The organism is Brevibacterium daeguense, from assembly GCF_021729135.1.
GTDB classification, from domain to species: domain Bacteria; phylum Actinomycetota; class Actinomycetes; order Actinomycetales; family Brevibacteriaceae; genus Brevibacterium; species Brevibacterium daeguense.
The window spans coordinates 113313-138717 of sequence record NZ_JAJTWW010000001.1; the positions used below are offsets into that span (position 1 = coordinate 113313).

Genomic DNA, 25405 nt, shown 5'->3' on the forward strand with positions numbered 1-25405 from the left:
GATGAAATCACCGCATCGCAGGTTCGGGCTCAGCTCAGAGCATCGACGACTGCGGAATTGAAGGCGTCGAGGTCGCCCGGATTGCGGGAGGTGATCAGCTTGCCGTCGACCACGACCTCCGAGTCGACCCAGTCGGCTCCCGCGTTGCCCAGGTCGACCTTGAGCGACCGGTAGGACGTCATCCGACGGCCCTTCACGAGGTCGGCCTCGGCGAGGATCCACGGTCCGTGGCAGATCGCCGCGACCGGCTTGTCTGCGGCGAAGAACTCCTTCACCAGGGCCACGGCACTCTCATCGGTGCGCAGCGCATCCGCGTTGAGGGTGCCGCCGGGCAGGACGAGCGCGTCATAGTCCTCGGCCTTGGCCTGCGCGACGGGCACGTCGACATCGAAGACATCGCCGTGGTCCCAGTCGTTGTTCATGGCCTGCAGCGTGCCTTCGGAAGGCGAGATGATCGTGGTGGTGGCGCCGGCCTCGCGGAGCGCTTCAACTGGGCTGGTGAGTTCGACCTGCTCGACTCCGCGGGTGAGCAGGAATGCAACCTTCTTGTCAGAAACCGCCATGGGTGTGCCTCCGTTTCGGATTGGATGCTGTCATACCGCACAGCGAACTCGCGCGGCGGATTATTCCGTGGCGGGTCCACACTGCGGTTCCTCGTCGCCGATCGCTGCGCCCGGCGGTCGCGGATCGTCTCAGGCCAGCGAGAGCGCGTACGCCGTGACGAACCCTGCGGAGGTGCTCAGGGCGACGGCAGGCCCGCCCGTCTCGTACGCCTCGGGCATGAGCGTATCCGCGAGCGAGGCGATCACGGCGCCGGCGGCGACCGCCAGCGGGATGGAGATCACCGCCGGGCTGCTGGCGGCCAGCGGGCCCGCTCCCAGCATCACGGCGAGGACGAGCACGACTGCGCAGACGGTCCAGACCGTGATGGTCCATGCAGTCGAGCGTCCCTGCTCGCGCATGGACGAGGCACCGACGATCGACTCGGGCAGATTCGACGCGAAGATCGCGGCGAGCAGCGCGATTCCGCCGGTCCCCTCGGTCAGGGACACTCCGAGTGCGATGTTCTCCGGCGCGCCGTCGAGAGTCACGGCCGCCAGCAGCGCCAGCCCCGCTGTCCCCCGCACCGACGCAGAGGAGGCGGATCTGTCCGACGCCGCGGCGTCGAGGTCGAGCTTGGCGCTGCCGGGGTAGTCGTGTGCCGCCTCTTCCCGACCTTCCGGTTGGGCGGCCCGGTCGAGCAGAGCGCTGAGGATCGTGAAGGCGAGAGCACCGGCGAGCAGGCCGATGATCGCGGGCACCAGCCCGGCGCGATCGTGGGCGTGCGCGAACAGCTCGAAGCTCAGCGCGGTGATCAGCGCGCCTGCGGCGAAGGACAGGAGGATGGCCAGGACGCGTTTGGGCAGCTCGAACCGCGCTCCGATGAACGCCCCGATGACGAGCGGGCTCGAGGCGATCACTCCGAACAGCACTGCGGTCAGCATGGGATCAGAGTACGGCGCGGGGGTGCCTGCCGCCAGAGACGTGCCGGTGTCGGGAACCAGAGGCGTGCCGGTGCCGGAGGCGAGAGGACGGCTGCGTGGGATTTCGCGGTTCATCCGCCGTTCGGGTACAGTTGCCTGCGGAGGATTCGCCTAGCGGCCTATGGCGCACGCCTGGAACGCGTGTTGGGTTAACGCCCTCAGGGGTTCAAATCCCCTATCCTCCGCGCGAGCAAGGCCCCTGACCCCGTGAATGGTGTCAGGGGCCTTCGCGGTGTTCGGGCATCGTGCCGAGTGCAGCGATCGTTTCATCGGAAGCGCTGGCTCCCAGGAAGACCTGGTGGTGAACCGGGTGGCGCGCATCGATTCGGAGACAACGCGACTTGCCGGAAATGCGGAGCGCCTCTGCTGGTCAATCGGCGATCGGCAGGACTAGAGTGGACGGCAGTCGATCGTTGTCGAGAAGTGCTCCAGGGGGAGTGATGACCGAGAATTCCGGTGATGCATTCGAAGAGGCCCGTGCGGGAGTCTCCGACCAGGAGCTGCAGGCGGAGACCTCCGCCGCGCCGCTGTCGCAGGAGTCAGAGATCTCGACCGAGCAGGTCGAGCAGTGGGAGGACGATCAGGCGCTGGCAGAGCCCGACAGCGCGATCGATCCCGTGCCGATGGACGGGCGCGACGGGCAGGCCGTGGTCGGCGGCTCCGATGATCCTGAGCTCATCGACGCCTCGGATCCGCTCAAGGACCCGCTCCGGTATTCCGATGAGACGGGCGAGCTCCTCGCGGAGATTCCCACTCCGGACTCGCCGGAGGGCGAGGAGATGCGCTGAGGCGGCTCCCGCCTCGGGCGCGGCCCGTACCGACCGGCTCCGGCGAACTCGCCGGGGCCGGTCTGCCGTCCGAGCTTTCGACCGTGCAGGACTGTGCAGGACTGTGCTCGACCGGGGCAGGTCTATGACTGCGCGAGGCGGCCGAGGAGAGCGGGGTCGCTGACCACCACTGTCCGGGCGTCCGGAGTGGTGATCGCACCGGCCTCGGCCAGGCGCGACAGGCTCCGGCTGAGGGATTCGGGGGTGGTGCTCAGCAGGGAGGCGATGTCCTTCTTGGGCAGCGGCAGGGCGATCCGGTAGCCGTCCGGAGTCCTCGCGCCCGGCAGTCCGCTGAGGTACTCGGCCAGCCTGGTGTCGACGCTGGACGAGGTGACCGAGGTCAGACGCTGCTCGGTCTCGGCGAGCCGGCGGGAGACATCCGAGAGCATCGCCAGCCCGATCTCCGGGCGTCTGGCGATCAGCTGCGACAGGTCCGAATGGCGGAAGACGCACAGCCGGGACGTCTCCGCGGCAGTGGCGTCGTGATCGGGGCGGGATCCCGTGAGGAATGAGTTCTCGCCGACGTAGTCGCCCGGTTCGAGAACCCGCAGCAGGTGCTCTCTGCCGTCCGCGGTGATCGAGGATGTGGTGACCAGCCCCTCGTGGAGGACCATGAGCTGGGAGACGTCGTCCCCGCTCGAGTACAGGCGCTCATGGCGGGTGACGGTGGTCGGCCGCGCGATTGCGGTGACCTCCTGCTGCTGCTCTGCGGTGAGGTGGGCGAAGATCGGGACCCGGCTCACGCAGGAGTGGACTGGGCTCATGCTCGTACGGTAGCAGGCCCGCTGATCACCGGGCGCAGGCGTGCGCCGGTCCCGCTGTCGGCCCGCCGCCTCGGCACGGCTCGGCGTGCTTCCCGCTCCCCGGGCCGCGGCGGTAGTATTGGCGAGGCAGTCACTCGTCGATCCACCCCAACCCCATTCGTCCCCAGAATTCGTCGGGCCCGCTTCGGTGTCCGCAAGAAGGAGGTCGCCATGAGCGATCAATACGGTTCTCAGCCGCCTCAGTACGGCCAGCAGCAGTACGGCCAGCCCCAGTACGGTCAGCCTCAGTACGGTCAGCCGTACTCCTCCGGTCCCGGCGGAGGTCAGCAGGATCCGGGTCAGACGCTCGGCATCGTGTCGCTGGTGGCTTCGATCGCCTCGTTCTTCATCCTGCCGCTGATCGGATCCATCGTGGGCATCATCTGCGGCCGGATGGCCCGCACGAAGTCGCGCGAAGCCGGGTTCGGCGACAATGCGCTCGGCAAGTGGGGCTTCATCATCGGCATCATCTCGCTGATCCTGGCCGTGCTGGGCATCATCATCGGCATCATCGTCGTGATCATCGGCGTCTCGTCGGCCGGGATGTCGGCGGGCTACTGAGTCCGCTCCGCCGAAAGCGGTCGGCAGCCGGACTGTCGTGTCGGGCCGGAAGGATCTGCGGGTCCCTCCGGCCCTTCTGCTATGCGGCGACGGCCGTGAGACTGTCCGTGAGCCGGCGCCTCGGCTACCGTGAGAACAGCGCCGTGAGAACAGCGGCCGCGACGGACAGCGAGGCGGGCGACCCGAGGAGAACCAGCCATGAGCGAAGTCATCGTCATCGGAGCCGGACCGGCGGGATTGCGCACAGCAGCGCTCGTCGCTGACGCCGGTCACACGGTGACGGTCCTCGAGGCGACCGGCCGCATCGGAGGCCGAGTGGGCAGCCGCCGGGTGGGCGAGTACCAGCTCGACACCGGGTTTCAGCTGGTCAATCCCGGCTACCCGGCGCTCCGCGACGCCCTGGACATCGCGGCGCTCGACCTCAGACCGTTCGCGGCGGGGGTCTTCGTGCGCACCGCCCGCGGACGGAGGATCGTCGCCGATCCCGCTCGGGAGCCGCAGCTGGCATTCCGCACCCTCCGCTCCGGACTGCTGTCCCCGCGCGAAATTCCCAGGCTGCTGGCGCTGATCGGTCGGGTCCCCAGCATCGACAAGCCCTTCGGCGAATGGCTCGACGAGCACCGGATCATGGGCCCGCTGCGCCACGCCGTCATCGAACCCTTCGCGGCGGGCCTGGTCGCGCAGGATGCAGCCACCGCGAGCACCCAGTACCTGCTGTGGCTGTTCAAGCTGTTCGTCTCGGCCACCCCTTCGGTGCCGGCAGGCGGAATGCAATCCGTCGCCGAGGCGCTCGCCGCCTCCGCCCGTGCGTCCGGGGCGCGCATTCGGCTGGACACGGAAGTCGTCGGCATCGAACGCCTCGGCTCGGGGGTCCGGGTGCGGACCGACGAGGAGACGCATGAGGCGGGTGCGGTGGTGCTGGCCGCGGGTCTGACAACCGACCTGGGCCTGGCGGTGCCGCCCGTGCGCACCCTCGGGGTCACGACCTGGTGGTTCGGTGCCGAGGTGCCCCCGCAGCGCCAGGGACTGCTGGCGCTCGACGGGCGTGCACCTGTCGGGATCGTCAACACGGCCGCGGAGATCACTGCGGCAGCCCCCGAGTACGCTCCCGCCGGTCGCCACCTCGTCGCCGCCAACACGCCGATTCGGCGAGGCGCAGGCGGTGGCGATCCGCAGGAATCCGAAGTCCGCCGGGCGATCGCCGATCTGTACGGAGTGAGCACCCAGCGCTGGGAGCTGCTGGCGGTCGACGTCTGGGAGGATGCCCTGCCGACCTCCGGTGTCGGTGTGACCGACCGCAGGGAGCCGGTTGTCGACGGGCCGGTGTTCGTCGCGGGTGACCGGTACCGGACGAGCTCGCTCAACGGCGCGCTGGAGTCCGGTGCGGCGGCGGCGCGACGGGTCAACTACCACCTGGCTTCGGGGCGCAGCCTGAGATCCTGAGGCTCACGTCAGGGACGACCGGGTCAGGACAGCGCCGGGACGAGCGGGCGTAGGCAGGGGCCAGCCTCTTCCAGCCGGTTCAGGACAGCGTCGCGGCGGCGACGGTGGCTGCCATCTCGGTCAGGGCGCTCCGGTGGTCATCGGTGACCTCGCCGGTGAAGATGACGGGGTCGCTGGCCAGCCGCCAGCCGAGCCCGGTGGTGATCGACTCCATGGCGCGCTCGGCACCCGTCGTGTCGTAGCCGCCGTGGATCCAGTACGAGAACGGCCGCTTGGCGGTCTGCTCGCGGACATCGTAGTAGGTGGTGTCGAAGAAGTGCTTGAGCGCTCCGGAGATATAGCCGAAGTTCGCCGTTGTGCCGAGCACGTAGGCGTCGGCGGCCAGCACGTCGTCCACCGTGGCTTCGAGCGCCTGCCGCTCGACGAACTCCACGCCCTCGAGCTCGGGCATCGAGAGGCCTTCCCGCGCGGCTTCTGCCAGCTGCGCAGTCGCCGGCGAGGGGGAGTGGTGGACCAGAAGCACTGTGGTCATGCCGCCAGCTTAGGGAAGACGAACGGATCCGTCGAGGGTTCGGACGCGGTCGGATCTGTCGACCGGTCAGTAGCCGACCCAGGCGCCGCGCTGCTGGTCGATCACTCGGGGGTGCAGGAGCGATGAGGGCTCGACCTCTCCCACCGAGTCGCGGTCCCGGTCCGGCGGGAAGACGAGCGCGGCGGCGAGCACCTCGGGCGTGGCGAAGCGGAGGTCAGCGGGCGCGGCGGCGGGCAGCTCGACGGCCGGCGCCTCCCCCTTCGCGGCCAGGAAGTATCCCCAGTCCCCGAAGCTCGGAACGTCGACGTGATAAGGCGTGGTCCGGAAGCCGGCCCGGGCGACACTCTCTCCGATGCCCCAGTACGCCTCGGGCGCGAAGTAGGGCGATCCCGCCTGGACCACGAGCCGGGCGTCGGGCTTCATCGCCCGGTCGACGAGGCCGTAGAACTCGATGCTGTAGAGCTTCGAGGTCCCGACGTCATCCGGGTCCGGCAGATCCGCGATCACCACGTCGTAGGCCTCCGAGTTCTCCTCGCGCAGCCAGGTGAAGGCGTCGGCGGGGACGTACTCCACCCGGGGGTCGTCGAAGGCGCTGTCGTTGAACTCGGTGAAGTGCTCGTCGGTGCGGGCCAGCTCGACGACCGCGGGATCGAGGTCGACCAGGGTCACCTGCTCGACATCGGGGTATCTGAGGACTTCGCGGATCGCCATGCCATCACCGCCGCCGAGCACGAGCACCCGATCGCGGGAGCCGTTCAGGGCCGGATGGACCAGGGTCTCGTGGTAGCGGTACTCGTCATTCGATGCGAACTGCAGGTCCCCGTTGAGGAACAGCCGCGTGTCCTGCGTCCGCGGGTGCCGGGTGACGACGATGTCCTGGTACTGGCTGCGCTCGGCGGTGACGATCGGGTCGCGGTAGATCCGCTGCCGCGAGGTGATCTCGATGGCGTCGGTGTAGATCCACGCGAAGGTCAGGAGCGCGAGGATCACAGCCAGCCCCGCAGCGAGGCCCGCGCGCAGCCGTCGGTTCAGCCGGCGGCGGAAGAGCCACAGGACGATCACGATCCCGGTCGTCGCATTGATCATCCCGACCGCCAGCACCCCGCGCGGCAGCCCGAGGAGCGGCAGGAGCAGGAAGGGGAATGCCAGCCCACCGATGAGCCCGCCGACATAGTCGGCGGCGAACAGATCCGCGACGGCGGTCGAGGCGCGCTGGGCCCGGATCCGCTGGATGAGCTCCATGAGCAGCGGGATCTCGGCGCCGATCAGCGCGCCGATGACGAAGGCGAGCAGCACCATCGCCGTGGTGTACATGTTGATGTAGGCGAACGCCAGGTAGAGCAGGAGGATCGACAGGCCGCCGATGACCCCGAGGGCCGCCTCGATGACGGCGAACGACAGCGCGGCGTGGGACGTCAGCCGCTTGGCGAGCAGAGACCCCACACCCATCGCGAAGACCATGACGGACAGCACGATCGAGGCCTGGACGATGGTGTCGCCGAGCAGGTAGGAGCCCAGCGCCACGAGTGCGAGTTCGTAGACCATGCCGCACGACGCACACACGAAGACGGCGAACATCACGAAGAAGCGCGCCGGTCCGGGGCGAACGGGCAGGTTGAGCGGGGCGTCGTCCGCGGTGGGACCCGTGGTGGCGGTGGGCGAGGTCACAAGCGGTTCAGGTTGGGAATCAGAGCAGTGCCGACGCCATGATGATGGCGATGCCGATGTGCGTGGAGGCGTTGACCCACACGGCGGGGTGGATATTCTCCGCGTGCACGAGGTCGCCGAGCCTGCCCGGTGTCAGCGCATCGACGATGAGGAAGCTCAGCGCCATCACGATGATCCCGACGAGCCCGTAGACGATCGTCGAGACGATGCCCCAGAACAGGTCGGCAGCGCTGGCGCGGATCGCGGCGGCGACGATGATCGACACGCCGAGCAGGTTCGAGGCCACGAGGATCGCGGCATTGCGGGACTTCTCCTTCCACAGGAGCTCGTGCAGCTTGCCCGGGGTGATCAGATCGACCACGCCGTAGCCGACGAGCATCAGCAGCAGACCGGAGAACGCGAAGGCGAGGACGATGCCGGATTCGATGAGCAGGGCAGTGAACATGGTGGGCCTTTCGTGCGCACTGAGAGGTCAGGGGGATGGGTGCTACTTGCCGGAGCCGGATCCTCCGCCGCGGTAGCCGGAGCCCCCGCCGTAGTTGGACCCGGAGTCGGACCCGCCGCCGGTGAAGAACGGCAGGAACCAGATGCCGCCGCCGCCGGATCGGTTGGAGGTGTCGCAGCCCACGTAGCGGTAGTCGGCGCCCTCCTTGACGTAGTCCCCGCGGTCCGGGTTCGACACGTATTGTCCGTCCCGCAGGTCGTAGTCCCCGCAGTTGTACGAACCCGACCGGTTGGAGCACGAGCCGATGAGGGTGAGCAGCACGAAGACGAGGATGAGCAGACCCACGATGCAGCCGCAGCCCTTGCCGGCTCGCTTGCCGCCCTCGTTCCCCCCGAAGTTCTGGGGGTTGCTGAACTGATGGGAGCCCGGGCGTTCGTGCTCGTCGTCGGAGTTCTGCGCCCTGTCGAAGTCGAAGGAGCCGCCGCTCATCGAGACGCGGGGGTCCCGCGGCTCTCGGGAGCCTCCCGCGCGCTGACCGTCGGAGTCGAAGGGAGAGCTCATGCGGGTACCTCACAGAGACCGTGCTCGTCAGCGTGCAGGGACCATGGGAGGTCCGCGACGCGGGTGCGGGTGTGCACGATCTCGCCGTGCTGCGGATAGCAGTGCCAGGTGCGCCAGCGGAGTCCGCCCGCTTCAGGACGCTCGAGCGCCAGCGCGGTGACGGCTGCGGGATGGCCGGGGAACCGGGCGATGCAGTGGAAAGGACGAGCCTGTGCCGTGTCGACGATGCGGTCGACGGCCCGGCGGAAGCCCCTCGGCTCGGCGCGCTCGACCCGGGAGCGGAAGCTGTGACCGGCCCCGGCAGTGGTCTCGTCGCTGCGGCTGTCGGAAGCCGGCAGATCGGGTGGTGTCCCAGGCAGGCAGGCGAGGGTTTCGACGAGGACGTCGCGAGCGCCGTCGACGATGATGACCTGGTGTGAGCAGCCGAGCACATTGAGCTCCAGCCGCACGTTCGGCGCCAGCGGCACCACGGTGCTGCTGACCGCGGGCAGCCGCGGGAGTGTGCGCGCGAACGTCAGCTCAGCGGCCGAGGTGTCCGCGAACGGAAGCGACAGGCTCTCGATCATCAGCTGCCCGGGTAGATGGTGAAGGAGCCAGGGGCGATCGGCTCGCCGGTGCTGACCTCCCACCGGCCGTGGTCGTAGCGTTCGAAGGACAGGTGCCGCCCATCTGCGGCCTCGTAGTCGACGTAGTCGAGCGCACCGGTCGGCTTGAGTCCGGTGGTGCCTTCGGAGCGATAGGACGCGGTGCCGTGCTCAACGAGCTCATAGGCGGTTCCGTCGATCTCGATCCGATTGGACTTCGGCTCGATGTCGAGCTCCGGCCGGTCCTGCCAGATCGACAGCTGGAGATCAGGATCCTCCTCGACGGTGAGCCAGCGCCGCTGGGCGGAGGAATCGGCCTGGAAGAAGTGCTCGGTCCAGGTGTAGCCGCCCTCGGAGATCCGCAGGCTGCCACGCACGAAGTACTTGTCGTTGCCGAACTCCAGGAGATCGCCCGCATGGATCTTCAGCGGGTCGCCTCCGGTGTCCTGGCCGGGTGCGAAGGGGTCGTGCGCGCGCGGGCCGGCGTCGACGTGAACCGGTTGGCCGGCGGCACGGCGCCGGCGGACCACGAGGACCACGATGATGACGACCGCGACGATGAGTGCGATGACGAGAAGTGTGAGGATGCCGTCACCCATGGGAGCCTCCCGGCCTAGATCCGCCAGTTACTTCGCCAACTGTACAGAAGGGGGCGGGCCGGCACGTCATGGGCAGGATCAGAACTCGACGTCGAAGGTCGCCGAGCGCAGTCCCAGGGCAGTGCGCAGCTGCGGGCCGGTCCGCGTCGACGCGGCGCCGGTCGAGGAGACCGCGCGGATGGACTTGACCATTCCGGACCCCGTGCGGGTGATCTGCAGGTCGGCGACGTCCGCCAGGCCGAACGCGGTGCGCATCCGCGCCTGGGTCACCGAGGTCGTCCATGAGGAGTACGGATTCCCGGCCGCCTGCGAGTGGGCTGCCGCATCGTCGCGCTCCTGCAGGTAGGGCACATCGCTGCCCCAGACGTCAGCGGCCCGATTGGTGGTGCCGCCCGAGGACGAGGAGTACACCGCGTCGATCAGGGCGCCGTTGTGCCGCACGACCTGCGCGTTGGTGACGTTCGAGCCGGAGACGGTCTGGGTGGCGGCGACCGCCGAGGTCCAGTTGCTGCCGCCGGAGCCGTTCTCGTGCGTCCAGCCGGCGAACACCTGCGACCGGACCTCGTCGTAGACGTGACAGCTGCAGTCCGCCTTGAGCGAGCTGAGATTGCGGTAGGCGTAGGTGCGGGCGGCGATCGCCTGCGCGCGGAGCGCCTGCGGATTCCAGCTCGTCGGCATCTCCGCGATTCCCCGCATGTACTCCGTATTGACTCGGAGCACATTGACCGCGTTGAGCGAATTGTTCAGCACCCCGACCTCGATCCGCCCATGTCGGTACTGACCGGTGGAACCGGCCCGCGCCCCATCGACGGACACCGTCGTCGGCTGGGTCCCGCCGGGCCAGTACCGGGTGTTCTGCCATTCGACGGAGATCCAGGAGGCCGTGTAGGTCTGGTCGCCGACCTGAGCTTTCACCCGGTTGTCCGAAGTGCGCGTCAGGGTGATCGGGTGCCAGTGATCGTCGACGGCAGGGCCGGCCTTCACCCGCAGCATCCCGCTGTTGGGGGAGATCGTGACGCTCTGGGTGCCCGTGAGGAGCTGCACCCGGATGTCCGCGTTGGCGTTCGCGCTGATCGACTCGACCTTGGCAGGCCGGTAGTAGTGCTCGAGGATCTCGGTGGCGGACTTCCCGGCCGCCGCCATCCCGCGGGCACCGTACTGGCTCATGCCGACACCGTGACCGAAGCCCGAGCCGGTCAGCTCGAAGGAGCTCGGCACAGCCGTGAGCTGAACGGTTGTGCCCTGGCCGGGCTTCCAGGTGATCCGGCCGAACTCGAAGTCCTGCGCCATTCCCCCGGAAATGCTGTATTCGTCGGACTTCGGGTATCCGAGTCGCCCCTTCTCCCAGCCGTTGTCCCGCCAGGTGCTTCGGATCGCACCCCAGGTGGGGTGCGCTCCGGTGTTCGGTGACCAGTGGATCGATCCGCCCTGGAACGGCTGGTAGCAGCCGGAGTTGCGCAGTCCGCAGCGCTCGTTCGTCGTCGGGTAGCGCCGCTTGCCGTTCTCCCAGCCGGTCCTGCTCCACGCGGAGCGGATGCCGCCCCAGGTGGCGTGCGCACCGCTCGCGCGGGACCAGTGGATCGATCCGCCCTGGAACGTCTGGTAGCAGCCGGAGTTGCGCAATCCGCAGCGCTCGTTCGTCGTCGGGTAGCGCAGCTTGCCGTTCTCCCAGCCGGTCCTGCTCCACGCGGAGCGGATGCCGCCCCAGGTGGCGTGCGCCCCGCTCGCGGGGGACCAGTGGATCGATCCGCCCTGGAAAGTCTGGTAGCAGCCGGAGTCCCGCAGTCCGCAGCGCTCGTTCGTCGTCGGGTAGCGCAGCTTGCCGTTCTCCCAGCCGGTGTCGCGCCAGGCATTCCGGATGGCACCCCACGTGGCGTGGGCTCCGCTGGCGCGGGTCCAGTGGATCGATCCGCCCTGGAAGCTCTGGTAGCAGCCGGAGTCCCGCAGCCCGCAGCGCTCATTGCTGGTCGGAGCGCCCAGCCTGCCGGCTGCTCCTCCCAGTGCCTGGTAGTGATTGCCGATGGCGCCCTTGACGGTGTAGGCGGATGCCGGGGGAGCAGAGGAGAAGACGATGACCAGTGCCGTGCAGATGACCGTGAGGGCAGCCCCGAGGGCGCGCAATCCTGCAGGAGGGGTTCGCATGCGCCGATTGTAAGCTTGAGAAGGACGCCGGTCCGGCTTCTGGCGCCGCCGATGCCGAACCGATACCGGACCGATCCCTGAACCGTGACCTGCAGCGCGAGGAGGAATGTCATGGCGGTCGTGAGAGACCCCCTCCGCGGGCGGTCCCGTCCTCTGCAGACGCAGCCGGATGAGGAGATCATCGACAGGATGCTCGAGCTGCCCCCGGAGCGGTGGGTGACACTGACCGGGGCCGGGATGAGCACGGATTCGGGGATTCCGGACTACCGCGGCCCCGACGCGGCTCCCCGGTCCCCGATGACGTTCCAGACGTTCCTGTCCCATCCCGCTCACCGCTCGCGGTACTGGGCGCGCAGCTGGCTGGGATGGAAGCACATGACACAGGCGGCTCCCAACTCCGGGCATGTGAGCCTGGCGGCCCTGAATCCCCGGGGCGTGATCACTCAGAACGTGGACGGGCTGCACCAGGTGGCGGGCTCGGAGCCGGTGATCGATCTGCACGGGCGCCTGGACCGCGTGCGCTGCCTCAACTGCGGGCTGATGCTCGACCGCGACGAGGTGCAGGCCGCGCTCGATGCGCTCAATCCTGATTTCATCGACTCTCTGTCGGTCTCCCCGGAGACGCTCGAGACCGCCCCCGACGGCGACGTCGAACTGGAGGAGACGGCCGGCTTCCGCGTGCTGGACTGTCCGCGATGCGGCGGGATCATCAAGCCCGACGTGGTCTTCTTCGGCGAGTCGGTGCCCAAGGATCGGGTTGCCGAGGCGCACGCCCTGGTGGATTCCGCTTCCGGTCTTGTGGTGCTCGGCTCGTCCCTGGCCGTCCACTCGGGGCTCCGGTACGTGCGCGCGGCGGTCAAGGAAGGACGTCCGGTCGTGATCGTCACGGATGGTCCGACGCGTGCTGACGACCTGGGGGTGGTGCGCTCCGTGAGCCGAGTGGCCGATTTCCTCTCCGCCTGGCAGGCCCGGGTGGAGCAGTCGACACAGCCGCCCGGCACGGTCAGACTGGAGCCATGACGAATCACGCGCGCACCGAACGTCTGGCACTGGCCGCACTGCTGCGGGAGCTCGGTCCTGATCAGCCCACGCTCTGCGAGGGCTGGGACACGCGCGATCTGGCGGTCCACCTGGTGATCCGCGACCGGAAGCCGCTGGCATCGATCGGCAATATCGCTCCGGAGGTCGCCGGTCGGATCCCCGCTCTCGGACGCCGCGCCCAGCAGGCTGAGGACGAGCTTCACGCGTTGCCGTGGGCGCAGCTGGTCGGCCTGGTCGCCGAGGGCTCGCCGAAGTGGAATCCGATGGCGTGGGGTCCGATCGATCGTCTGATGAACACCTCCGAGCTCCTCGTTCATCACGAGGACGTGCGGCGGGCGCAGCTGGAGTGGCAGCCGCGCGAGCTCAGCTGGGAGCTGCACGGGGAGTGCTTCAGGATGCTGCAGGCGATGATCCTGCCCTTCAGTCTCCGCGCCGGTCGCCGCTACCTGCTCGAAGCCCCCGGCTTCGGCACGGTCTCGGCCGGGCCGACGGCCCGCGGCACCGTTCGGCTGCACGGCTCGCCGGTCGAGCTGCTGCTCTACCTCTTCGGGCGCGAGGACCACGCCCGGGTGGAGGTCAGCGAGGAGTCGCAGGTGCACATCGACGCGGAGTGATCTAGCTCCGCTCGCCGTCGCCGTCCTCCGAGCCGAGGTCGGGCGGGAGGCCGGTTTCGGCGGAGGGCTCGAACGACTCGTCCATGGGCAGTCGCGCACCGATGTGACTGTTGGGCCTGGTCATCGTGCGGTGGATCAGGAATCCGCCGAGGGCCAGCACGACTGCGAAGAAGCCGATGATGATGAGGATCGCAAGGAGCTGCGGCTCGTTCACGTCACTTCTCCAGGCGTTTCCGCTCGAAGTAGCCGGCATGGCGAGCGACGAAGCTCGCCATGCCTACCGAACCGTGGACGCGGATCAGGGGTCGTCCCTGCGCCGGCACCGCCGGCACGCGTGACTTCACCGCGCCCCAGCTCGAGGACAGGCGATCGATGTTCACGCCCCAGTCCTCGGGAATGACCACAGCGGCGGTTCCAGCGCCTGCGGTGACCTCCACGTCGATCACCTCGAGGTCGGTGACGGCTTCGAGGAAATTCGCCTCTGCGGTGGCCGCCACCGGTTCGAGGCGGATGAAGGGAGGCGGACTCCACCGCCCGGTGCGCTTCGCGTTCTCCCAGGACGCGCGCAGCACCAGAGGATCGAGCGGGTGCTGGCCAGGTTCGGTGTGCACATTCGGCCGCATCAGCGCCTGAGCAGGCCTGGGTCGGATCTTGTCCGAAGGCGGGGGCGTGGGGAGGTCGGCGACGATCTCGTCGAGTTCGGCGAAGAAGCGGGCTTTCGTCGTGGCCTCGATCCGCTCGGTGAGCTCCTCGGTGGTCAGGCGCCCCTCGGCTGCGGCGTCGCGGAGGACCTCGATGACCTCGTCCCGGTCGGCGTGGCCGATCCGAAGGGTGAGCGAGGGATCAGAGGGAGGGTTCTCCGCTGGTTGTGTCATGCCCCATATCCTGCCCGACCTGTCCGCAGGCGCTCAATGCAGCGGGCCGACGGTGGGATCAGCCGCAGCTCGGCTCCCCTTCCGAGAGCGGGCGAACAGCGGTCTCCCGGCCGGAGGATCAGCAGCCGGCGCCCGTGTCCGCGACGGGCAGTAAGGTAGTTCCGTGTCCACCGCACTGTATCGCCGCTATCGCCCGGATACCTTCGACGAGGTCATCGGGCAGGATCACGTCACCGGTCCCCTCAAGGCCGCCATCGCCAACGGGCGCATCAATCATGCCTACCTGTTCTCGGGGCCGCGCGGCTGCGGGAAGACGACTTCGGCACGCATCCTCGCGCGCTGCCTCAACTGCGAGCAGGGGCCCACACCCCAGCCGTGCGGTGAGTGCCCCAGCTGTCGGGATCTCGCCAACGGAGGGCCGGGCTCGCTCGACGTGGTGGAGATCGACGCCGCCAGCCACAATGGTGTGGACGATGCGCGGGATCTGCGCGAGCGGGCGGTCTACGCTCCGGCGCGCGACCGCTTCAAGGTCTTCATCCTCGACGAGGCCCATATGGTCACGACTCAGGGCTTCAACGCGCTGCTCAAGCTCGTGGAGGAGCCGCCGGAGCATGTGAAGTTCGTGTTCGCCACGACCGAGCCGGAGAAGGTCATCGGGACCATCCGCTCGCGGACCCACCACTACCCGTTCCGGCTCGTCCCGCCCGAAGGACTGACCCGCTATCTGGAGGAGCTCTGCGACCGGGAGCAGGTGCCCGTGAGCAAGGGTGTGCTCCCGCTGGTGGTCCGAGCAGGAGGCGGCTCGGTTCGCGACACGCTGTCCGTGCTGGACCAGCTGATGGCCGGGGCCACCGCTGACGGCATCGACTACCAGACTGCGGTCGCGCTGCTGGGCTACACACCGGATTCCCTGCTGGGGGACATCGTGGACGCCTTCTCGGCCGGTGACGGCGCAGGGGTGTTCCGCGTCGTCGACAGGGTGATCGAATCGGGTCAGGATCCGCGCCGGTTCGTCGAGGATCTGCTGGAGCGATTCCGCGATCTCATCATCATCGGCGCCGCTCCGAGCGACGCCGCGGCGTTCATGCCCGAAGTCCCGGCGGATCGGCTCGAGCGGCTGATCCAGCAGGCGCGGTCCTACGGGCAGGCGGAGCTGTCCCGCGCCGCGGACCTCTTGAACACCGGGCTGACGGAGATGTCCGGGGCGACCTCACCCCGGCTGCAGCTCGAACTCATCTGCGCGCGGATCCTCCTCCCGGGAGCGGAAAACTCTCGGCGATCGGCGCTGACCCGCCTGGAGCGGCTGGAGCGCCGGATCGGAATGGGCGCCACCGGTTCTGTACCGCAGGGACAGAGCGCGGCTGCGAGCACAGGCATCGGGGGAGCAGCCCCCGGAGCTCCCGCAGCCGCTTCTACGGCCGTTTCCGCCGGCCCAGTCGCAGATCAGGACGATCCTCGGCCTGCGGCGACTCCGCCGGCTCGCCCGGATGCGGCCGATCGCAGCATGGACGACGACCTGGACGACTTCGCGGCCGCCGCCGCGGCTGCCGAATCACTTCTCGGCGAATCCGAATCGCCTGCCCGATCACAGCCACCTGCACCGCCGGAGGCGCCCGCTCAGCCACACGTGGCCGCACGGCCGGAGGCGCCCGCTCAGCCACCCGTGGCCGCACGGCCGGAGGCACCTGCTCAACCACACGCGGCTGCCTCGCCCCCTGCCCCCCGCGCATCGGCTGCCCAGCCGGAGGAGGGCCGTCCCGCCCGGTCGCAAGCGCCTCAGGCTTCACCTGCCGGATCCGCTGTCGGAGCCGAGATCGATGCCATCCGCCGATCGTGGCCGGACATCCTGGAAGCACTCGGCAGACGCAGCAAGCTCGCTCGCGCCATCGTGAGCTCGAATGCGGTGCCGCAGTCGTTCACGGCAGGCGTGCTGCTCCTGGGCTTCAACAACCAGGGCTCCGTCGCCGGGTTCGCCCGCGGCGGCAACGCGCAGAAGCTGGCCGAGTCCATCAGCGAAGTGCTCGGAATCCAGACGCGCGTGGAAGCCGGCATCGCCGGAGACCCGGTCAATCGGACTCCGGCAGCGACAGGTGGGGGTGCCCCTCCGTCAGGATCCCGGCCCGCCCCCGGCCCCTCGGGTCCCCGCAGACCCACTCAGGACGAGGTCGATTCCGTTGTCGGACCTCGCGAGGCCGACCGTGCACCGGTCGACCACGAGAAGTTCTGGCAGGCGCCCCCCGCCGGCGGCCCGTGGGGTGCCGACGACGGCGGCGACGACGATGCGGAGGACGACCGGCGTGCCTCTCTGAGCGCACCTCCCGACCAGACGCCTGAGGCGCCGACAGCGCCGGCAAGCTCGACTGCTGACTCGACACGCGCCTCGGATCCGGGCGACCGCCGCACCGAATTCGGGGGCTACGCCCCGGCCCCGTACGGGGAAGCGCTCACCAGCGCCGGCAGCGGTGCCGTCGACGTTCCATTCGTGGCGGTGCCGCCGCCCGCGGACATCCCGGAGCCGGACTACGCGGATGAGTTCGAGCCGGACAGCGGAGGCGCCCGGGAGCCGGGCGACGAGGCACCCCCGGAGCCGGACAGCGAGGCAGGGCCCGAACAGGACCACGCGGAAGCTCCCCGGCCGGACACTTCGGAAGCCTCGGAACCCGCGGACGGGAGCGATCATCAGGCGGCCCGGGACGAAGCCGGCGGCTACGACGACCTTGACTTCCTCGGGGCCTACGCGGACCCGGATATCTCGTTCACCGACAATCACGAGCTCCCGGCAGCTCCCGCTGCGGAGACGCAGACCGGTGCGGCGGATCCCTTCGCCGCGATCGCCGCGCGTCACGCGCGCGGCGTCGTCCCGACGGGCCCGCAGGCCGGTCGGGCGGCGGCGGTCCCGGAGCCGGATCCCGTGGAGAACTACGTCGACTACGACCCGGAGGGTGACATCGACATCTCCGAAGCACCCGAGTTCGGAGTGCCGGTGGTCGAGCGGCTGCTGGGTGGCGTTGTGATCGAGGAGAAGAACGAATGAGCATGCTCTACGAAGGCGCCCTCCAGGACCTCGTCGAGGAATTCGGCAAGCTGCCCGGCATCGGGCCGAAATCCGCGCAGCGCCTGGCCTTCCACATCCTGCAGAGCCCGCTGGAGGAGGTGGAGGCGCTCAGCTCCGCTCTGACCGAGGTCAAGAAGAGGGTGCGGTTCTGCGAGATCTGCGGCAACGTGGCAGAGGACGAGCGCTGCGTGATCTGCAAGGACGGCAGGCGGGATCAGAGCATCATCTGCGTGGTCGAGGAGCCCAAGGACGTTGTCGCGATCGAGCGGACACGCGAGTACCGCGGCCTGTACCACGTGCTCGGCGGTTCCATCGACCCGATGGCGGGAGTGGGACCTGATGACCTGCGGGTCAAGGAGCTGCTGCCTCGGCTGCAGTCCGGCGAGGTCGCCGAATGCGTGATCGCGACCGATCCCAATCTGGAAGGCGAGGCGACCGCCACCTACCTGGTGCGGCTGCTGTCCTCCGTCGGGGTCACCGTGAGCCGGCTCGCCTCCGGGCTGCCGGTCGGCGGCGACCTCGAATACGCCGACGAGGTCACCCTCGGCCGGGCCTTCGAGGGGCGGCGGCCCGTCACCGGCTGACACGCAGGCTCCGTCTGCGGCAGGCCCGCAGGATCGGTCGGTGCGGAGTACCGCATCACGTCCGCACTGCGCACCGCACCGACTGCGGGCTACTGATTCCGCGAATCGGACGCCCCGTACAATGGAGCCGAATCAACGCCTACGAAAGTGACTGCTGTGAGCCTAGTCGTCCAGAAATACGGTGGTTCGTCCGTTGCCGATGCCGCTTCCGTCAAGCGAGTCGCGCACCGCATCGTCGAATACCGCAAGGCCGGACACGATGTCGTGGTCGTCGTCTCCGCGATGGGCGACAGCACCGACGATCTCATCGACCTGGCGCAGGAGGTCTCACCGGTCCCGCCGGCCCGCGAGCTCGACATGCTGCTGACTGCCGGGGAGCGGATCTCGATGGCAGTGCTCGCGATGGCCATCGCCAACCTCGGCTACGAAGCGCAGTCCTTCACCGGCTCCCAGGCCGGCGTCATCACCGACGAGTCCTTCGGCAAGGCACGCATCATCGACGTCACCCCGGGCCGCATCCGGTCAGCGCTCGACGACGGCAACGTCGCCATCGTGGCGGGATTCCAGGGCGTGAGCCAGACGACCAAGAACATCACCACGCTCGGCCGCGGCGGCTCGGACACCACAGCCGTTGCGCTCGCGGCGGCCCTGGGCGCTGATGTCTGCGAGATCTACTCCGACGTCGACGGCGTCTTCACCGCTGATCCCCGGATCGTTCCCTCAGCACGCAAGATCGACAGCATCAGCTACGAGGAGATGCTCGAGATGGCGGCCTCGGGGGCCAAGATCCTCATGCTGCGCTGCGTGGAGTACGCCCGGCGCTATCGGGTTCCCGTGCATGTCAGGTCCTCCTTCTCTCAGCTCCAGGGCACCTGGGTGACCGACTCTCCCATTCCGGCCGAATTCCGCACTACGAGCCAAGAAACGGAAGAATCCATGGAACAGGCAATCATCTCCGGGGTCGCCCATGACCGCTCCGAAGCCAAGCTCACGATCGTCGGGGTGCCCGATGTGCCCGGCAAGGCTGCGGAGATCTTCAAGACGGTCGCCGACCAGGAGATCGACATCGACATGATCGTCCAGAACATCTCCACTCGTGATCCCGGCCGGACCGATATCTCCTTCACCCTGCCCATGGACGACGGGGCGAAGGCGATCGAGGCGCTGGAGGCGATCAAGGAGACGGTCGGGTTCGACCATCTGCAGTACGACGACCAGATCGGCAAGCTCTCGGTGATCGGCGCCGGAATGCGCTCTCACCCGGGCGTGACCGCGAGGCTGTTCGAAGCACTGTCGAAGGCCCACATCAACATCGACATGATCTCCACCTCGGAGATCCGCATCAGCGTCGTGACTCATGTGGACCTGCTCGACGACGCGGTCAGGGCCGCTCACGCGGCCTATGGGCTCGACTCGGAGGAAACCCAGGCAGTCGTCTACGGAGGGACAGGACGATGACGGCATTGAACGTCGGAGTGGTCGGCGCGACCGGGCAGGTCGGCGGCGTGATGCGCGACCTGCTGGCCGAGGATCCCGGATTCGAGATCGGCGACATCCGCTTCTTCGCCTCGGCCCGGTCGGCCGGCACCACCCTGGATTTCAAGGGCCGGGAGATCACGGTGGAGGACGCGGCGACGGCCGACCCCACCGGTCTGGACGTGGCGCTGTTCTCCGCCGGCGGCTCCACCTCCCGGGCACAGGCCGAGCGGTTCGCCGCCGCCGGCGTCACGGTCATCGACAACTCCTCCGCGTGGCGGCTGGATTCCGAGGTCCCGCTGATCGTCAGCGAGGTCAACCCGGAGGAGATCGACAACGCGCGCAAGGGCATCATCGCCAACCCGAACTGCACCACGATGGCTGCGATGCCGGTGCTCAAGGCACTCCACGACGAGGCCGGGCTGAGCCGACTCACCGTCAGCACGTATCAGGCGGTATCGGGATCGGGTCTGGCAGGCGTCGACGAACTCTACGGCCAGGCCGAATCGGCACTGCCGAATGCTCGGGAGCTCGTCCGGGACGGTGCGTCCATCGCAGCGCAGCCCAAGGTCTACGTGGAGCCCATCGCCTTCAACGTGCTGCCGATGGCCGGCTCGGTCGTCGATGACGGCGAGAACGAGACCGATGAGGAGAAGAAGCTCCGCAACGAGAGCCGGAAGATCCTCGGACTGCCCGACCTCAGGGTGGCGGGAACCTGTGTTCGGGTGCCGGTGTTCACCGGGCACAGCCTGAGCATCCACGCCGAATTCGACGGTGACATCTCCCCGGAGCGGGCTCGCGAGGTGCTCGGAGCGGCTCCCGGGGTGGAACTCGACGAGGTCCCCACTCCGCTCAAGGCCGCTGGACGCAACGCCAGCTTCGTCGGACGGATCCGCGCCGACCAGTCGGCGCCGGAGGGCAGAGGCCTCGTGCTCTTCGTGTCCAACGACAACCTGCGCAAGGGCGCGGCGCTCAACACCGTCCAGATCGCCGGTCTCATCGCCGCGCGGAAGGGCTGAGCGCTTGGCCAATCCGCTCCTCGCCGGCCTCGGCGCCCTCGCCGCAGTCGGCGCGGCCGGCGGGGTGTGGGCGGCCGGCATCGAGCCCCATCTGTTCCGGGTGCGCCGCCACCGGCTGACCGTGCTCCCGGCCGGTGCGCCCGTGCTGCGGGTTCTTCACGTGTCCGACCTGCATCTGGCTTCCTGGCAGCACCACAAGAAGCGGTGGGTGCACGGCCTTCGCTCACTGGAGCCGGACCTCGTCGTCAACACCGGTGACAATATGTCAGCTGATCTGCTCGACGATCTGCTCGACACCTATGGTGATCTGCTCGATCTGCCCGGAGTCTTCGTGCTCGGGTCCAACGACTTCCACGCCGCGGAGATGAAGAACCCCGCGCGCTATCTCTTCGCCCCGTCCGAAGCCGGCGGAGAGCGCTCGAAACCGGGTCTGCCGACACGGGAGATGGTGGACGCATTCACGGCACGCAGCTGGTTGCAGCTCGACAACCGAGACGCCGAGCTCACGGTGAAGGGGGTCCGCATCTCCTTCTCCGGCCTCGGCGACGCGCACATGGACGCCGATCGGATCACCGCCGGACACCCCGCATTCGCCTCGGGCGCCGGTGTGCGCATCGGGGTGACCCATGCACCGTACCTACGCACGCTGGACGCATTCGCCGAGGCGGGGGCCGACGTCGTCTTCGCCGGCCATACTCATGGCGGCCAGCTGCGCATTCCCTTCTGGGGAGCACCGGTGACGAACTGCGACCTGGATCGGTCACGTGCGCGCGGCGTCTTCGATCATCGAGGGACAGCCGTCGAGATCTCTGCCGGACTGGGCTTCTCGCCGTATGCCCCGGTCCGCTTCGCCTGCCCTCCCGAGGTCTCCCTGGTGGAGCTGGCGCCGCGCACGGCCTGATCCGGCGAGAGCGGGACGACAGGCGGCGGTGTCGTAACGATTCAGCCGAGCTTGCGCGCTGTCTGACAGTCGGGGCGCGGGCCCTTCGCTATCATTGCGGCCATGGTGTCTCCTGCGTCCGATTCCCACCAGGGCAAGCTTCAGGCCTGGTTCCAGTTCATCGCCGTCAGCGTGATCGCCGGCGTTGTCGGCGCCGGTCTGGCAATCCCGTCGGTCGGCGTGGCCTCTGCCGGCGCCGAAAGCGCGGTCGACATCTTCCAGGCGCTGCCCGCCGAGCTCGAGGAGCGGCCGCTTGCCGAACAGTCGCGGATGTTGGCCGCCGACGGCTCGGAGATCGCGACCTTCTACTGGCAGAACCGCAGGGAGGTCCCGCTCGAGGAGATCTCCCAGGAGATGCAGGATGCCACCATCGCAGTGGAGGACGCTCGGTTCTACGATCATGGCGGAGTCGATCTGCAGGGCATCGCCCGCGCCGTCGTGCACAATGTGCTGTCCGACCAGACGCAGGGCGGATCAACGCTCACCCAGCAGTACGTCAAGAACGTGCTCGCCGACAACGCGCATGCGGCCGGAAACCGGGAAGGCGTCGAAGCCGCCACCGAGAGCGAGGGGACTGCCGGCTATGCGCGCAAGCTGCGCGAGGCCAAGCTCGCCGTGGCGGTGGAGAACAAGTACAGCAAGGACGAGATCCTCAACCGCTACCTCAACATCAACAACTACTCCGGATCGCCCAACGTCTACGGAGTGGAGGCCGCCGCCTACCGGTACTGGGGCAAGTCAGCCGCGGACCTGAGCATCGCCGAAGCCGCCATGCTGGCGGGCATCGTGAAGAACCCATCGGCCTTCAACCCGGAGCGCTTCCCGGAGCAGACTCTCGAACGGCGCAATGTGGTGCTCGGGCTGATGCTGCAGCACGAGAAGATCAGCCAGGAGGAGTACGACGAGGCGGTGAAGACCGACCTCGCACTCGACATCCACACCACCCCGAACGGCTGTGCGGCCGCCGGGAACATGGCCTACTTCTGCGACTACGTGCAGCGGGTGATCGAGAACGATGCCGCGTTCGGTGAGACGAAGGAGGCGCGCCAGGACTTCCTCCAGCGCGGCGGCCTGACGATCAAGACGAGCATCGTGCCGGACATCCAGAAGGCCGCCGACAAAGAGGTCAAGAAGCGGGTTCCCGTCGGTGATCCCTCAGGCGCCGGCCACGCCGCCGTGACTGTGGAGCCGGGCACCGGCAAGGTGATCGCGATGGCCCAGAACCGCAACTACGCGGTCGCTGAGGGGGAGAAGGGATCAGACACCCAGATCAACTTCAACGTCGACAACGCCCACAACGGAGCCAACGGCTTCCAGGTGGGCTCGACCTGGAAGCCCTTCGTGCTCACGGAATGGCTGAAATCCGGGCGTGGGCTCGACGACAAGGTCAACGCCACCAAGCGCGGCTACCCGGCCAGTTCGTGGAGATACGAGGGATGTGAGGGCTACCCCGCGGCCTGGGCACCGAGCAACGCCGGTGACGGCAAGGGGTCGAGCTCGATGAGCGTGCTGCAGGCGACGAAGAGCTCGGTGAACACCGGCTACGCGGCGATGGCCAATCAGCTCAACATGTGCGGCATCGTGGAGACGGCGATGGACCTCGGTCTCAAGCAGGGGACCGGGGAATCGCTGGACGAACCCGACAAGGACACCGGACTTGTGCCTGCGCTGATGCCCTCCTCGGTGCTCGGCACCAATGAGGTGGCACCGATCGACCTGGCCAGCGCGTACGCGGTCTTCGCCTCCGGCGGCACCTACTGCCGGCCCAGCCCGATCACGGAGATCACCGATCGCGACGGTGAGAAGGCTCAGCTGCCGGACGCGGGCTGCACGCGCGTCCTCGACGAGAAGATCGCCGACACCGTCGCCTACGCGCTGTCGCAGACCTTCAACGGCGGCACCACCAGCTCCTTGAAGATCAGCGCCCCCGCAGCCGCGAAGACCGGTACGACGAACTTCGAAGTCGGTCACACCTGGCTCGTCGGGTTCACCAAGACCCTGTCGACCGCCGTGTGGACCGGGCACCCGGACAAGAGCATGGACTGGCGCACCAACTCCAAGGGCACCGTGCGCGGCTTCGTCTACGGCGCAACCTACTCGGGCAAGACCTGGCAGGCCTACATGGACAAGGCCGTGAAGCACACGAAGGGCAACACCGGATTCCCCCGCCCGAGCGGGACCTCCGGCGGCTCCGCGGGTGGGTCCTCCGGCGGCTCGGACGATCCTGCCCCGGCACGCGAGCAGGACGGCGGCAATGAGCCCGACGCACGCGGCGCAGGTCAAGACGCCCGTGAACCCGCAGCTCCGGCCCAGGAGCAGGCGACAGGCGACGACGGCGGCGCAGAGGACAGCGCTCCGGCTCGCGAACCCGAGAACGAAGGCGACGGAGCCACCGGTGCTCCGGGCCTCGGCGGCTGACACCAGCCGGACAGATCAGCCCGACAGAAAGGCGGACGATCCATGCAGAAGTGGGAATACGTCACCGTGCCCCTCATCGTGCACGCGACCAAGCAGATCCTCGATCAGTGGGGTGAGGACGGCTACGAACTCGTCCAGGTCGTTCCCGGTCCCGACAACACCGGACTCGTGGCCTACCTCAAGCGGCCCAAGCAGTAACGCGGAGAGGAGCAGAACGTGACGCGCATCGAAGCGCAACTGGCCGAACTCGGCTACACCCTCCCCGAAACCGCGGCTCCCGCGGGCGCCTACGTGCCGGCCGTGCGAGCCGGGGAGTTCGTCTACACCTCCGGCCAGCTGCCGCTGGTCAGCGGTGAGCTCGCGGCGAAGGGAAAGCTCGGAGCGGAAGTGGATCTGGAAACCGGCTACGCGGTGGCGCGCATCGCCGCGCTCAACGCGCTGGCCGCCGTCAAATCGGTGATCGGGGATCTCGACGAAGTCGAGCAGGTTGTCAAAGTCGTCGGATTCGTGAACTCGACCCCCGACTTCACCGCGCAGCCCAAGGTGATCAACGGCGCATCCGAATTCCTCCATGAGGTGTTCGGGCAGCGGGGAGCGCACGCTCGCAGCGCTGTCGGAGTGGCTGCGCTTCCGATGAACACCCCGGTCGAGGTCGAACTCGTGGTCAAGGTCCGTGCACTGAGTGTCCCCTCCAGCTAGGGAGTTCGCCGCCTCACGTGAGCTGTCGCGGCTGCTGACGATGTTCGCAGGCGCGGAGCGGCCGCTGCACCCCGACCGCCCCGCCCCGGCGGCCGCTCTCGTGCTCCTGCGGGAAGCGGCGGCCGGGGTGGAGGTCTTCGTGACGCGGCAGTCCGACGCGCGCGGCAACGCCGAGCGCAACCGTTGGGCTTTTCCGACCACGGAGCTGATCGCCTCGGACCTCCGCCGCCTCCGCACCGCCGGCTGGAGTGCTGAGCAGTGCGCCGCGGCTCTCCGGATCGACAGCCCCAGCAGAGCGCTGGCCCTCTACACCGCCGCGGCCCGGATCGGTCTCGTGACGATGGGGATCCTGCTTGCCGAGGACATCGACGGGCGGGTGGTGACTACGGCGGGGATACCCGTCGAGCGCAGCACCCGGGAACTGGTGGCCGCCAAGCGGCTGTCGTTCCCGCAGGTGCTCGATGATCGCGACCTGCGGTTCCGGCCCGACCTGCTCCGCCCCTGGCTGCGCTGGATCAACACCCCGTGGCAGCTGCGGCGCTTCGACACGGTCTACTTCACGGCTGCGCTGCCTCACGTCCAGCACGTGGACTTCCTCTCGCACAACGACGCCTGGGGCGGGTGGAAGGCGCCGGCCGAGGTGCTCGCCGCGAGCGATCCCGATCGCTCCGAGCACATCTCGGTGGCCACGCGTCTCGTGTGCGAGAGTCTGGCCGAGATGCCCTCGATCGGCAGCGCGATGACCCGAATCCGCGATCTGCGTCCGATCATTCCGGAGATCGCGCAGCGCGGCGACCGATGGTGGGTGACGGTGAGCCCGCCCGCGGATCCGTCTCAGCGGGGAGCGCTGCGCGATTCGGGCACGGTCGAATCGGGGGAGGACGACGCGGATTCGCCCCCGCTCGTCGCCGAAACCGAGGAGGAATCGGAGATCGACCCGCGGGCGGAATGACCGGGCTGCGTCGGTAGACTGGAGTCGACCCACCCCTCGACGAC

The 25405-nt window shown here is 68.5% G+C and carries 26 protein-coding genes and 1 tRNA gene; 15 read left to right on the plus strand and 12 right to left on the minus strand.

What is annotated here, in order from left to right:
* Positions 1-29: 29 nt before the first annotated feature.
* Positions 30-563: a type 1 glutamine amidotransferase domain-containing protein gene (locus tag LXN01_RS00440; RefSeq protein WP_236862569.1), complete on the minus strand. Its 534-nt coding sequence runs from the start codon at positions 561-563 to the stop codon at positions 30-32.
* A 129-nt stretch (positions 564-692) separates the two neighbouring features.
* Positions 693-1484 carry a ZIP family metal transporter gene (locus tag LXN01_RS00445; protein WP_236862570.1) on the minus strand — a complete coding sequence of 264 codons (792 nt, stop codon included), beginning with the start codon at positions 1482-1484 and terminating at the stop codon, positions 693-695.
* 139 nt (positions 1485-1623) lie between these two features.
* Between LXN01_RS00445 and LXN01_RS00450 the strand changes: the two genes are divergently transcribed.
* Positions 1624-1708 (plus strand) — tRNA-Ser (locus LXN01_RS00450).
* 255 nt (positions 1709-1963) lie between these two features.
* On the plus strand, positions 1964-2311 hold the full coding sequence (locus LXN01_RS00455; protein ID WP_236862571.1) for a hypothetical protein: 348 nt from the start codon (positions 1964-1966) through the stop codon (positions 2309-2311).
* Positions 2312-2433: 122 nt separating this feature from the next.
* On the opposite strand, the gene LXN01_RS00460 is transcribed toward LXN01_RS00455, so the two are convergent.
* The gene (locus LXN01_RS00460; protein WP_236862572.1) at positions 2434-3114 is read right to left on the minus strand and encodes a Crp/Fnr family transcriptional regulator; all 681 of its coding nucleotides are present in this window, start codon (positions 3112-3114) and stop codon (positions 2434-2436) included.
* 210 nt (positions 3115-3324) lie between these two features.
* Here LXN01_RS00460 and LXN01_RS00465 point away from each other — a divergent pair, with 210 nt between their 5' ends.
* Positions 3325-3714, plus strand: coding sequence for a DUF4190 domain-containing protein (locus LXN01_RS00465; RefSeq protein WP_236862573.1), 390 nt, complete (start codon positions 3325-3327; stop codon positions 3712-3714).
* A 198-nt stretch (positions 3715-3912) separates the two neighbouring features.
* Positions 3913-5157: an FAD-dependent oxidoreductase gene (locus LXN01_RS00470; protein WP_236862574.1), complete on the plus strand. Its 1245-nt coding sequence runs from the start codon at positions 3913-3915 to the stop codon at positions 5155-5157.
* Positions 5158-5236: 79 nt separating this feature from the next.
* Here the strand turns inward: LXN01_RS00470 and LXN01_RS00475 are convergent, their stop codons facing one another.
* The 7 genes from LXN01_RS00475 to LXN01_RS16275 all read right to left on the minus strand — a co-directional run bounded on the left by LXN01_RS00475 (position 5237) and on the right by LXN01_RS16275 (position 11688).
* Positions 5237-5689 carry a flavodoxin family protein gene (locus LXN01_RS00475; RefSeq protein WP_236862575.1) on the minus strand — a complete coding sequence of 151 codons (453 nt, stop codon included), beginning with the start codon at positions 5687-5689 and terminating at the stop codon, positions 5237-5239.
* Between the two features lie 66 nt (positions 5690-5755).
* Positions 5756-7357 (minus strand): polyamine aminopropyltransferase, encoded by a 1602-nt coding sequence (locus LXN01_RS00480; RefSeq protein ID WP_236862576.1) that lies wholly within the window; start codon positions 7355-7357, stop codon positions 5756-5758.
* 19 nt (positions 7358-7376) lie between these two features.
* Positions 7377-7802, minus strand: coding sequence for a DUF350 domain-containing protein (locus LXN01_RS00485; protein ID WP_236862577.1), 426 nt, complete (start codon positions 7800-7802; stop codon positions 7377-7379).
* Positions 7803-7844: 42 nt separating this feature from the next.
* Positions 7845-8363 (minus strand): hypothetical protein, encoded by a 519-nt coding sequence (locus tag LXN01_RS00490; RefSeq protein WP_236862578.1) that lies wholly within the window; start codon positions 8361-8363, stop codon positions 7845-7847.
* The gene (locus LXN01_RS00495) at positions 8360-8929 is read right to left on the minus strand and encodes a DUF2617 family protein (RefSeq protein ID WP_236862579.1); all 570 of its coding nucleotides are present in this window, start codon (positions 8927-8929) and stop codon (positions 8360-8362) included. The genes LXN01_RS00490 and LXN01_RS00495 overlap by 4 nt, the downstream gene beginning before the upstream one ends.
* On the minus strand, positions 8929-9546 hold the full coding sequence (locus LXN01_RS00500) for a DUF4178 domain-containing protein (RefSeq protein ID WP_236862580.1): 618 nt from the start codon (positions 9544-9546) through the stop codon (positions 8929-8931). The genes LXN01_RS00495 and LXN01_RS00500 overlap by 1 nt, the downstream gene beginning before the upstream one ends.
* A gap of 78 nt (positions 9547-9624) precedes the next feature.
* On the minus strand, positions 9625-11688 hold the full coding sequence (locus LXN01_RS16275) for a SpoIID/LytB domain-containing protein (RefSeq protein WP_236862581.1): 2064 nt from the start codon (positions 11686-11688) through the stop codon (positions 9625-9627).
* 111 nt (positions 11689-11799) lie between these two features.
* Here LXN01_RS16275 and LXN01_RS00510 point away from each other — a divergent pair, with 111 nt between their 5' ends.
* Entirely contained in the window at positions 11800-12708 is a 909-nt protein-coding gene (locus tag LXN01_RS00510) for a Sir2 family NAD-dependent protein deacetylase (protein WP_236862582.1), read from the plus strand.
* Positions 12705-13343: a TIGR03085 family metal-binding protein gene (locus LXN01_RS00515; protein ID WP_236862583.1), complete on the plus strand. Its 639-nt coding sequence runs from the start codon at positions 12705-12707 to the stop codon at positions 13341-13343. The genes LXN01_RS00510 and LXN01_RS00515 overlap by 4 nt, the downstream gene beginning before the upstream one ends.
* A 1-nt stretch (position 13344) precedes the next feature.
* Here the strand turns inward: LXN01_RS00515 and LXN01_RS00520 are convergent, their stop codons facing one another.
* The gene (locus LXN01_RS00520) at positions 13345-13557 is read right to left on the minus strand and encodes a hypothetical protein (RefSeq protein ID WP_236862584.1); all 213 of its coding nucleotides are present in this window, start codon (positions 13555-13557) and stop codon (positions 13345-13347) included.
* A gap of 1 nt (position 13558) precedes the next feature.
* On the minus strand, positions 13559-14218 hold the full coding sequence (locus LXN01_RS00525) for a DUF1707 SHOCT-like domain-containing protein (protein WP_236862585.1): 660 nt from the start codon (positions 14216-14218) through the stop codon (positions 13559-13561).
* 163 nt (positions 14219-14381) lie between these two features.
* On the opposite strand from LXN01_RS00525, the gene LXN01_RS00530 reads away from it, so the two are divergent.
* The 9 genes from LXN01_RS00530 (at position 14382) to LXN01_RS00570 (ending at position 25361) form a co-directional block, all read left to right on the plus strand.
* Positions 14382-17252 (plus strand): DNA polymerase III subunit gamma and tau, encoded by a 2871-nt coding sequence (locus tag LXN01_RS00530; protein ID WP_236862586.1) that lies wholly within the window; start codon positions 14382-14384, stop codon positions 17250-17252.
* The gene (gene recR, locus LXN01_RS00535) at positions 17249-17857 is read left to right on the plus strand and encodes a recombination mediator RecR (RefSeq protein WP_236862587.1); all 609 of its coding nucleotides are present in this window, start codon (positions 17249-17251) and stop codon (positions 17855-17857) included. The genes LXN01_RS00530 and recR overlap by 4 nt, the downstream gene beginning before the upstream one ends.
* 156 nt (positions 17858-18013) lie before the next feature.
* Entirely contained in the window at positions 18014-19315 is a 1302-nt protein-coding gene (locus tag LXN01_RS00540) for an aspartate kinase (RefSeq protein WP_236862589.1), read from the plus strand.
* Positions 19312-20352 carry an aspartate-semialdehyde dehydrogenase gene (locus LXN01_RS00545; RefSeq protein WP_236862590.1) on the plus strand — a complete coding sequence of 347 codons (1041 nt, stop codon included), beginning with the start codon at positions 19312-19314 and terminating at the stop codon, positions 20350-20352. Before LXN01_RS00540 ends, LXN01_RS00545 begins: the two co-directional genes overlap by 4 nt.
* 4 nt (positions 20353-20356) lie before the next feature.
* A complete protein-coding gene (locus LXN01_RS00550; protein ID WP_236862591.1) occupies positions 20357-21253 on the plus strand; it encodes a metallophosphoesterase in 897 nt (298 codons plus the stop codon).
* Positions 21254-21355: 102 nt separating this feature from the next.
* Positions 21356-23710, plus strand: coding sequence for a transglycosylase domain-containing protein (locus LXN01_RS00555; protein WP_236862592.1), 2355 nt, complete (start codon positions 21356-21358; stop codon positions 23708-23710).
* 42 nt (positions 23711-23752) lie between these two features.
* Positions 23753-23908 carry a Sp36 family protein gene (gene sp36 / locus LXN01_RS00560; protein WP_236862594.1) on the plus strand — a complete coding sequence of 52 codons (156 nt, stop codon included), beginning with the start codon at positions 23753-23755 and terminating at the stop codon, positions 23906-23908.
* An 18-nt stretch (positions 23909-23926) separates the two neighbouring features.
* Complete coding sequence (locus LXN01_RS00565; RefSeq protein WP_236862595.1) at positions 23927-24409, plus strand: RidA family protein; 483 nt, start codon at positions 23927-23929, stop codon at positions 24407-24409.
* Positions 24393-25361 carry an NUDIX hydrolase gene (locus tag LXN01_RS00570; protein ID WP_236862597.1) on the plus strand — a complete coding sequence of 323 codons (969 nt, stop codon included), beginning with the start codon at positions 24393-24395 and terminating at the stop codon, positions 25359-25361. Before LXN01_RS00565 ends, LXN01_RS00570 begins: the two co-directional genes overlap by 17 nt.
* The last annotated feature ends 44 nt before the right edge of the window (positions 25362-25405 follow it).

What these genes read in the sequence shown, in the direction of transcription:
- LXN01_RS00495 (WP_236862579.1), bottom strand. Translation starts at nt 8,929, where the DNA reads ATGATCGAGAGCCTGTCGCTTCCGTTCGCGGACACCTCGGCCGCTGAG.
- sp36 (WP_236862594.1), top strand. Translation starts at nt 23,753, where the DNA reads ATGCAGAAGTGGGAATACGTCACCGTGCCCCTCATCGTGCACGCGACC.
- LXN01_RS00455 (WP_236862571.1), top strand. Translation starts at nt 1,964, where the DNA reads ATGACCGAGAATTCCGGTGATGCATTCGAAGAGGCCCGTGCGGGAGTC.
- LXN01_RS00515 (WP_236862583.1), top strand. Translation starts at nt 12,705, where the DNA reads ATGACGAATCACGCGCGCACCGAACGTCTGGCACTGGCCGCACTGCTG.
- LXN01_RS00440 (WP_236862569.1), bottom strand. Translation starts at nt 563, where the DNA reads ATGGCGGTTTCTGACAAGAAGGTTGCATTCCTGCTCACCCGCGGAGTC.
- LXN01_RS00500 (WP_236862580.1), bottom strand. Translation starts at nt 9,546, where the DNA reads ATGGGTGACGGCATCCTCACACTTCTCGTCATCGCACTCATCGTCGCG.
- LXN01_RS00510 (WP_236862582.1), top strand. Translation starts at nt 11,800, where the DNA reads ATGGCGGTCGTGAGAGACCCCCTCCGCGGGCGGTCCCGTCCTCTGCAG.
- recR (WP_236862587.1), top strand. Translation starts at nt 17,249, where the DNA reads ATGAGCATGCTCTACGAAGGCGCCCTCCAGGACCTCGTCGAGGAATTC.
- LXN01_RS00485 (WP_236862577.1), bottom strand. Translation starts at nt 7,802, where the DNA reads ATGTTCACTGCCCTGCTCATCGAATCCGGCATCGTCCTCGCCTTCGCG.
- LXN01_RS00490 (WP_236862578.1), bottom strand. Translation starts at nt 8,363, where the DNA reads ATGAGCTCTCCCTTCGACTCCGACGGTCAGCGCGCGGGAGGCTCCCGA.
- LXN01_RS00555 (WP_236862592.1), top strand. Translation starts at nt 21,356, where the DNA reads ATGGTGTCTCCTGCGTCCGATTCCCACCAGGGCAAGCTTCAGGCCTGG.
- LXN01_RS00460 (WP_236862572.1), bottom strand. Translation starts at nt 3,114, where the DNA reads ATGAGCCCAGTCCACTCCTGCGTGAGCCGGGTCCCGATCTTCGCCCAC.
- LXN01_RS00445 (WP_236862570.1), bottom strand. Translation starts at nt 1,484, where the DNA reads ATGCTGACCGCAGTGCTGTTCGGAGTGATCGCCTCGAGCCCGCTCGTC.
- LXN01_RS00475 (WP_236862575.1), bottom strand. Translation starts at nt 5,689, where the DNA reads ATGACCACAGTGCTTCTGGTCCACCACTCCCCCTCGCCGGCGACTGCG.
- LXN01_RS00465 (WP_236862573.1), top strand. Translation starts at nt 3,325, where the DNA reads ATGAGCGATCAATACGGTTCTCAGCCGCCTCAGTACGGCCAGCAGCAG.
- LXN01_RS00470 (WP_236862574.1), top strand. Translation starts at nt 3,913, where the DNA reads ATGAGCGAAGTCATCGTCATCGGAGCCGGACCGGCGGGATTGCGCACA.
- LXN01_RS16275 (WP_236862581.1), bottom strand. Translation starts at nt 11,688, where the DNA reads ATGCGAACCCCTCCTGCAGGATTGCGCGCCCTCGGGGCTGCCCTCACG.
- LXN01_RS00545 (WP_236862590.1), top strand. Translation starts at nt 19,312, where the DNA reads ATGACGGCATTGAACGTCGGAGTGGTCGGCGCGACCGGGCAGGTCGGC.
- LXN01_RS00525 (WP_236862585.1), bottom strand. Translation starts at nt 14,218, where the DNA reads ATGACACAACCAGCGGAGAACCCTCCCTCTGATCCCTCGCTCACCCTT.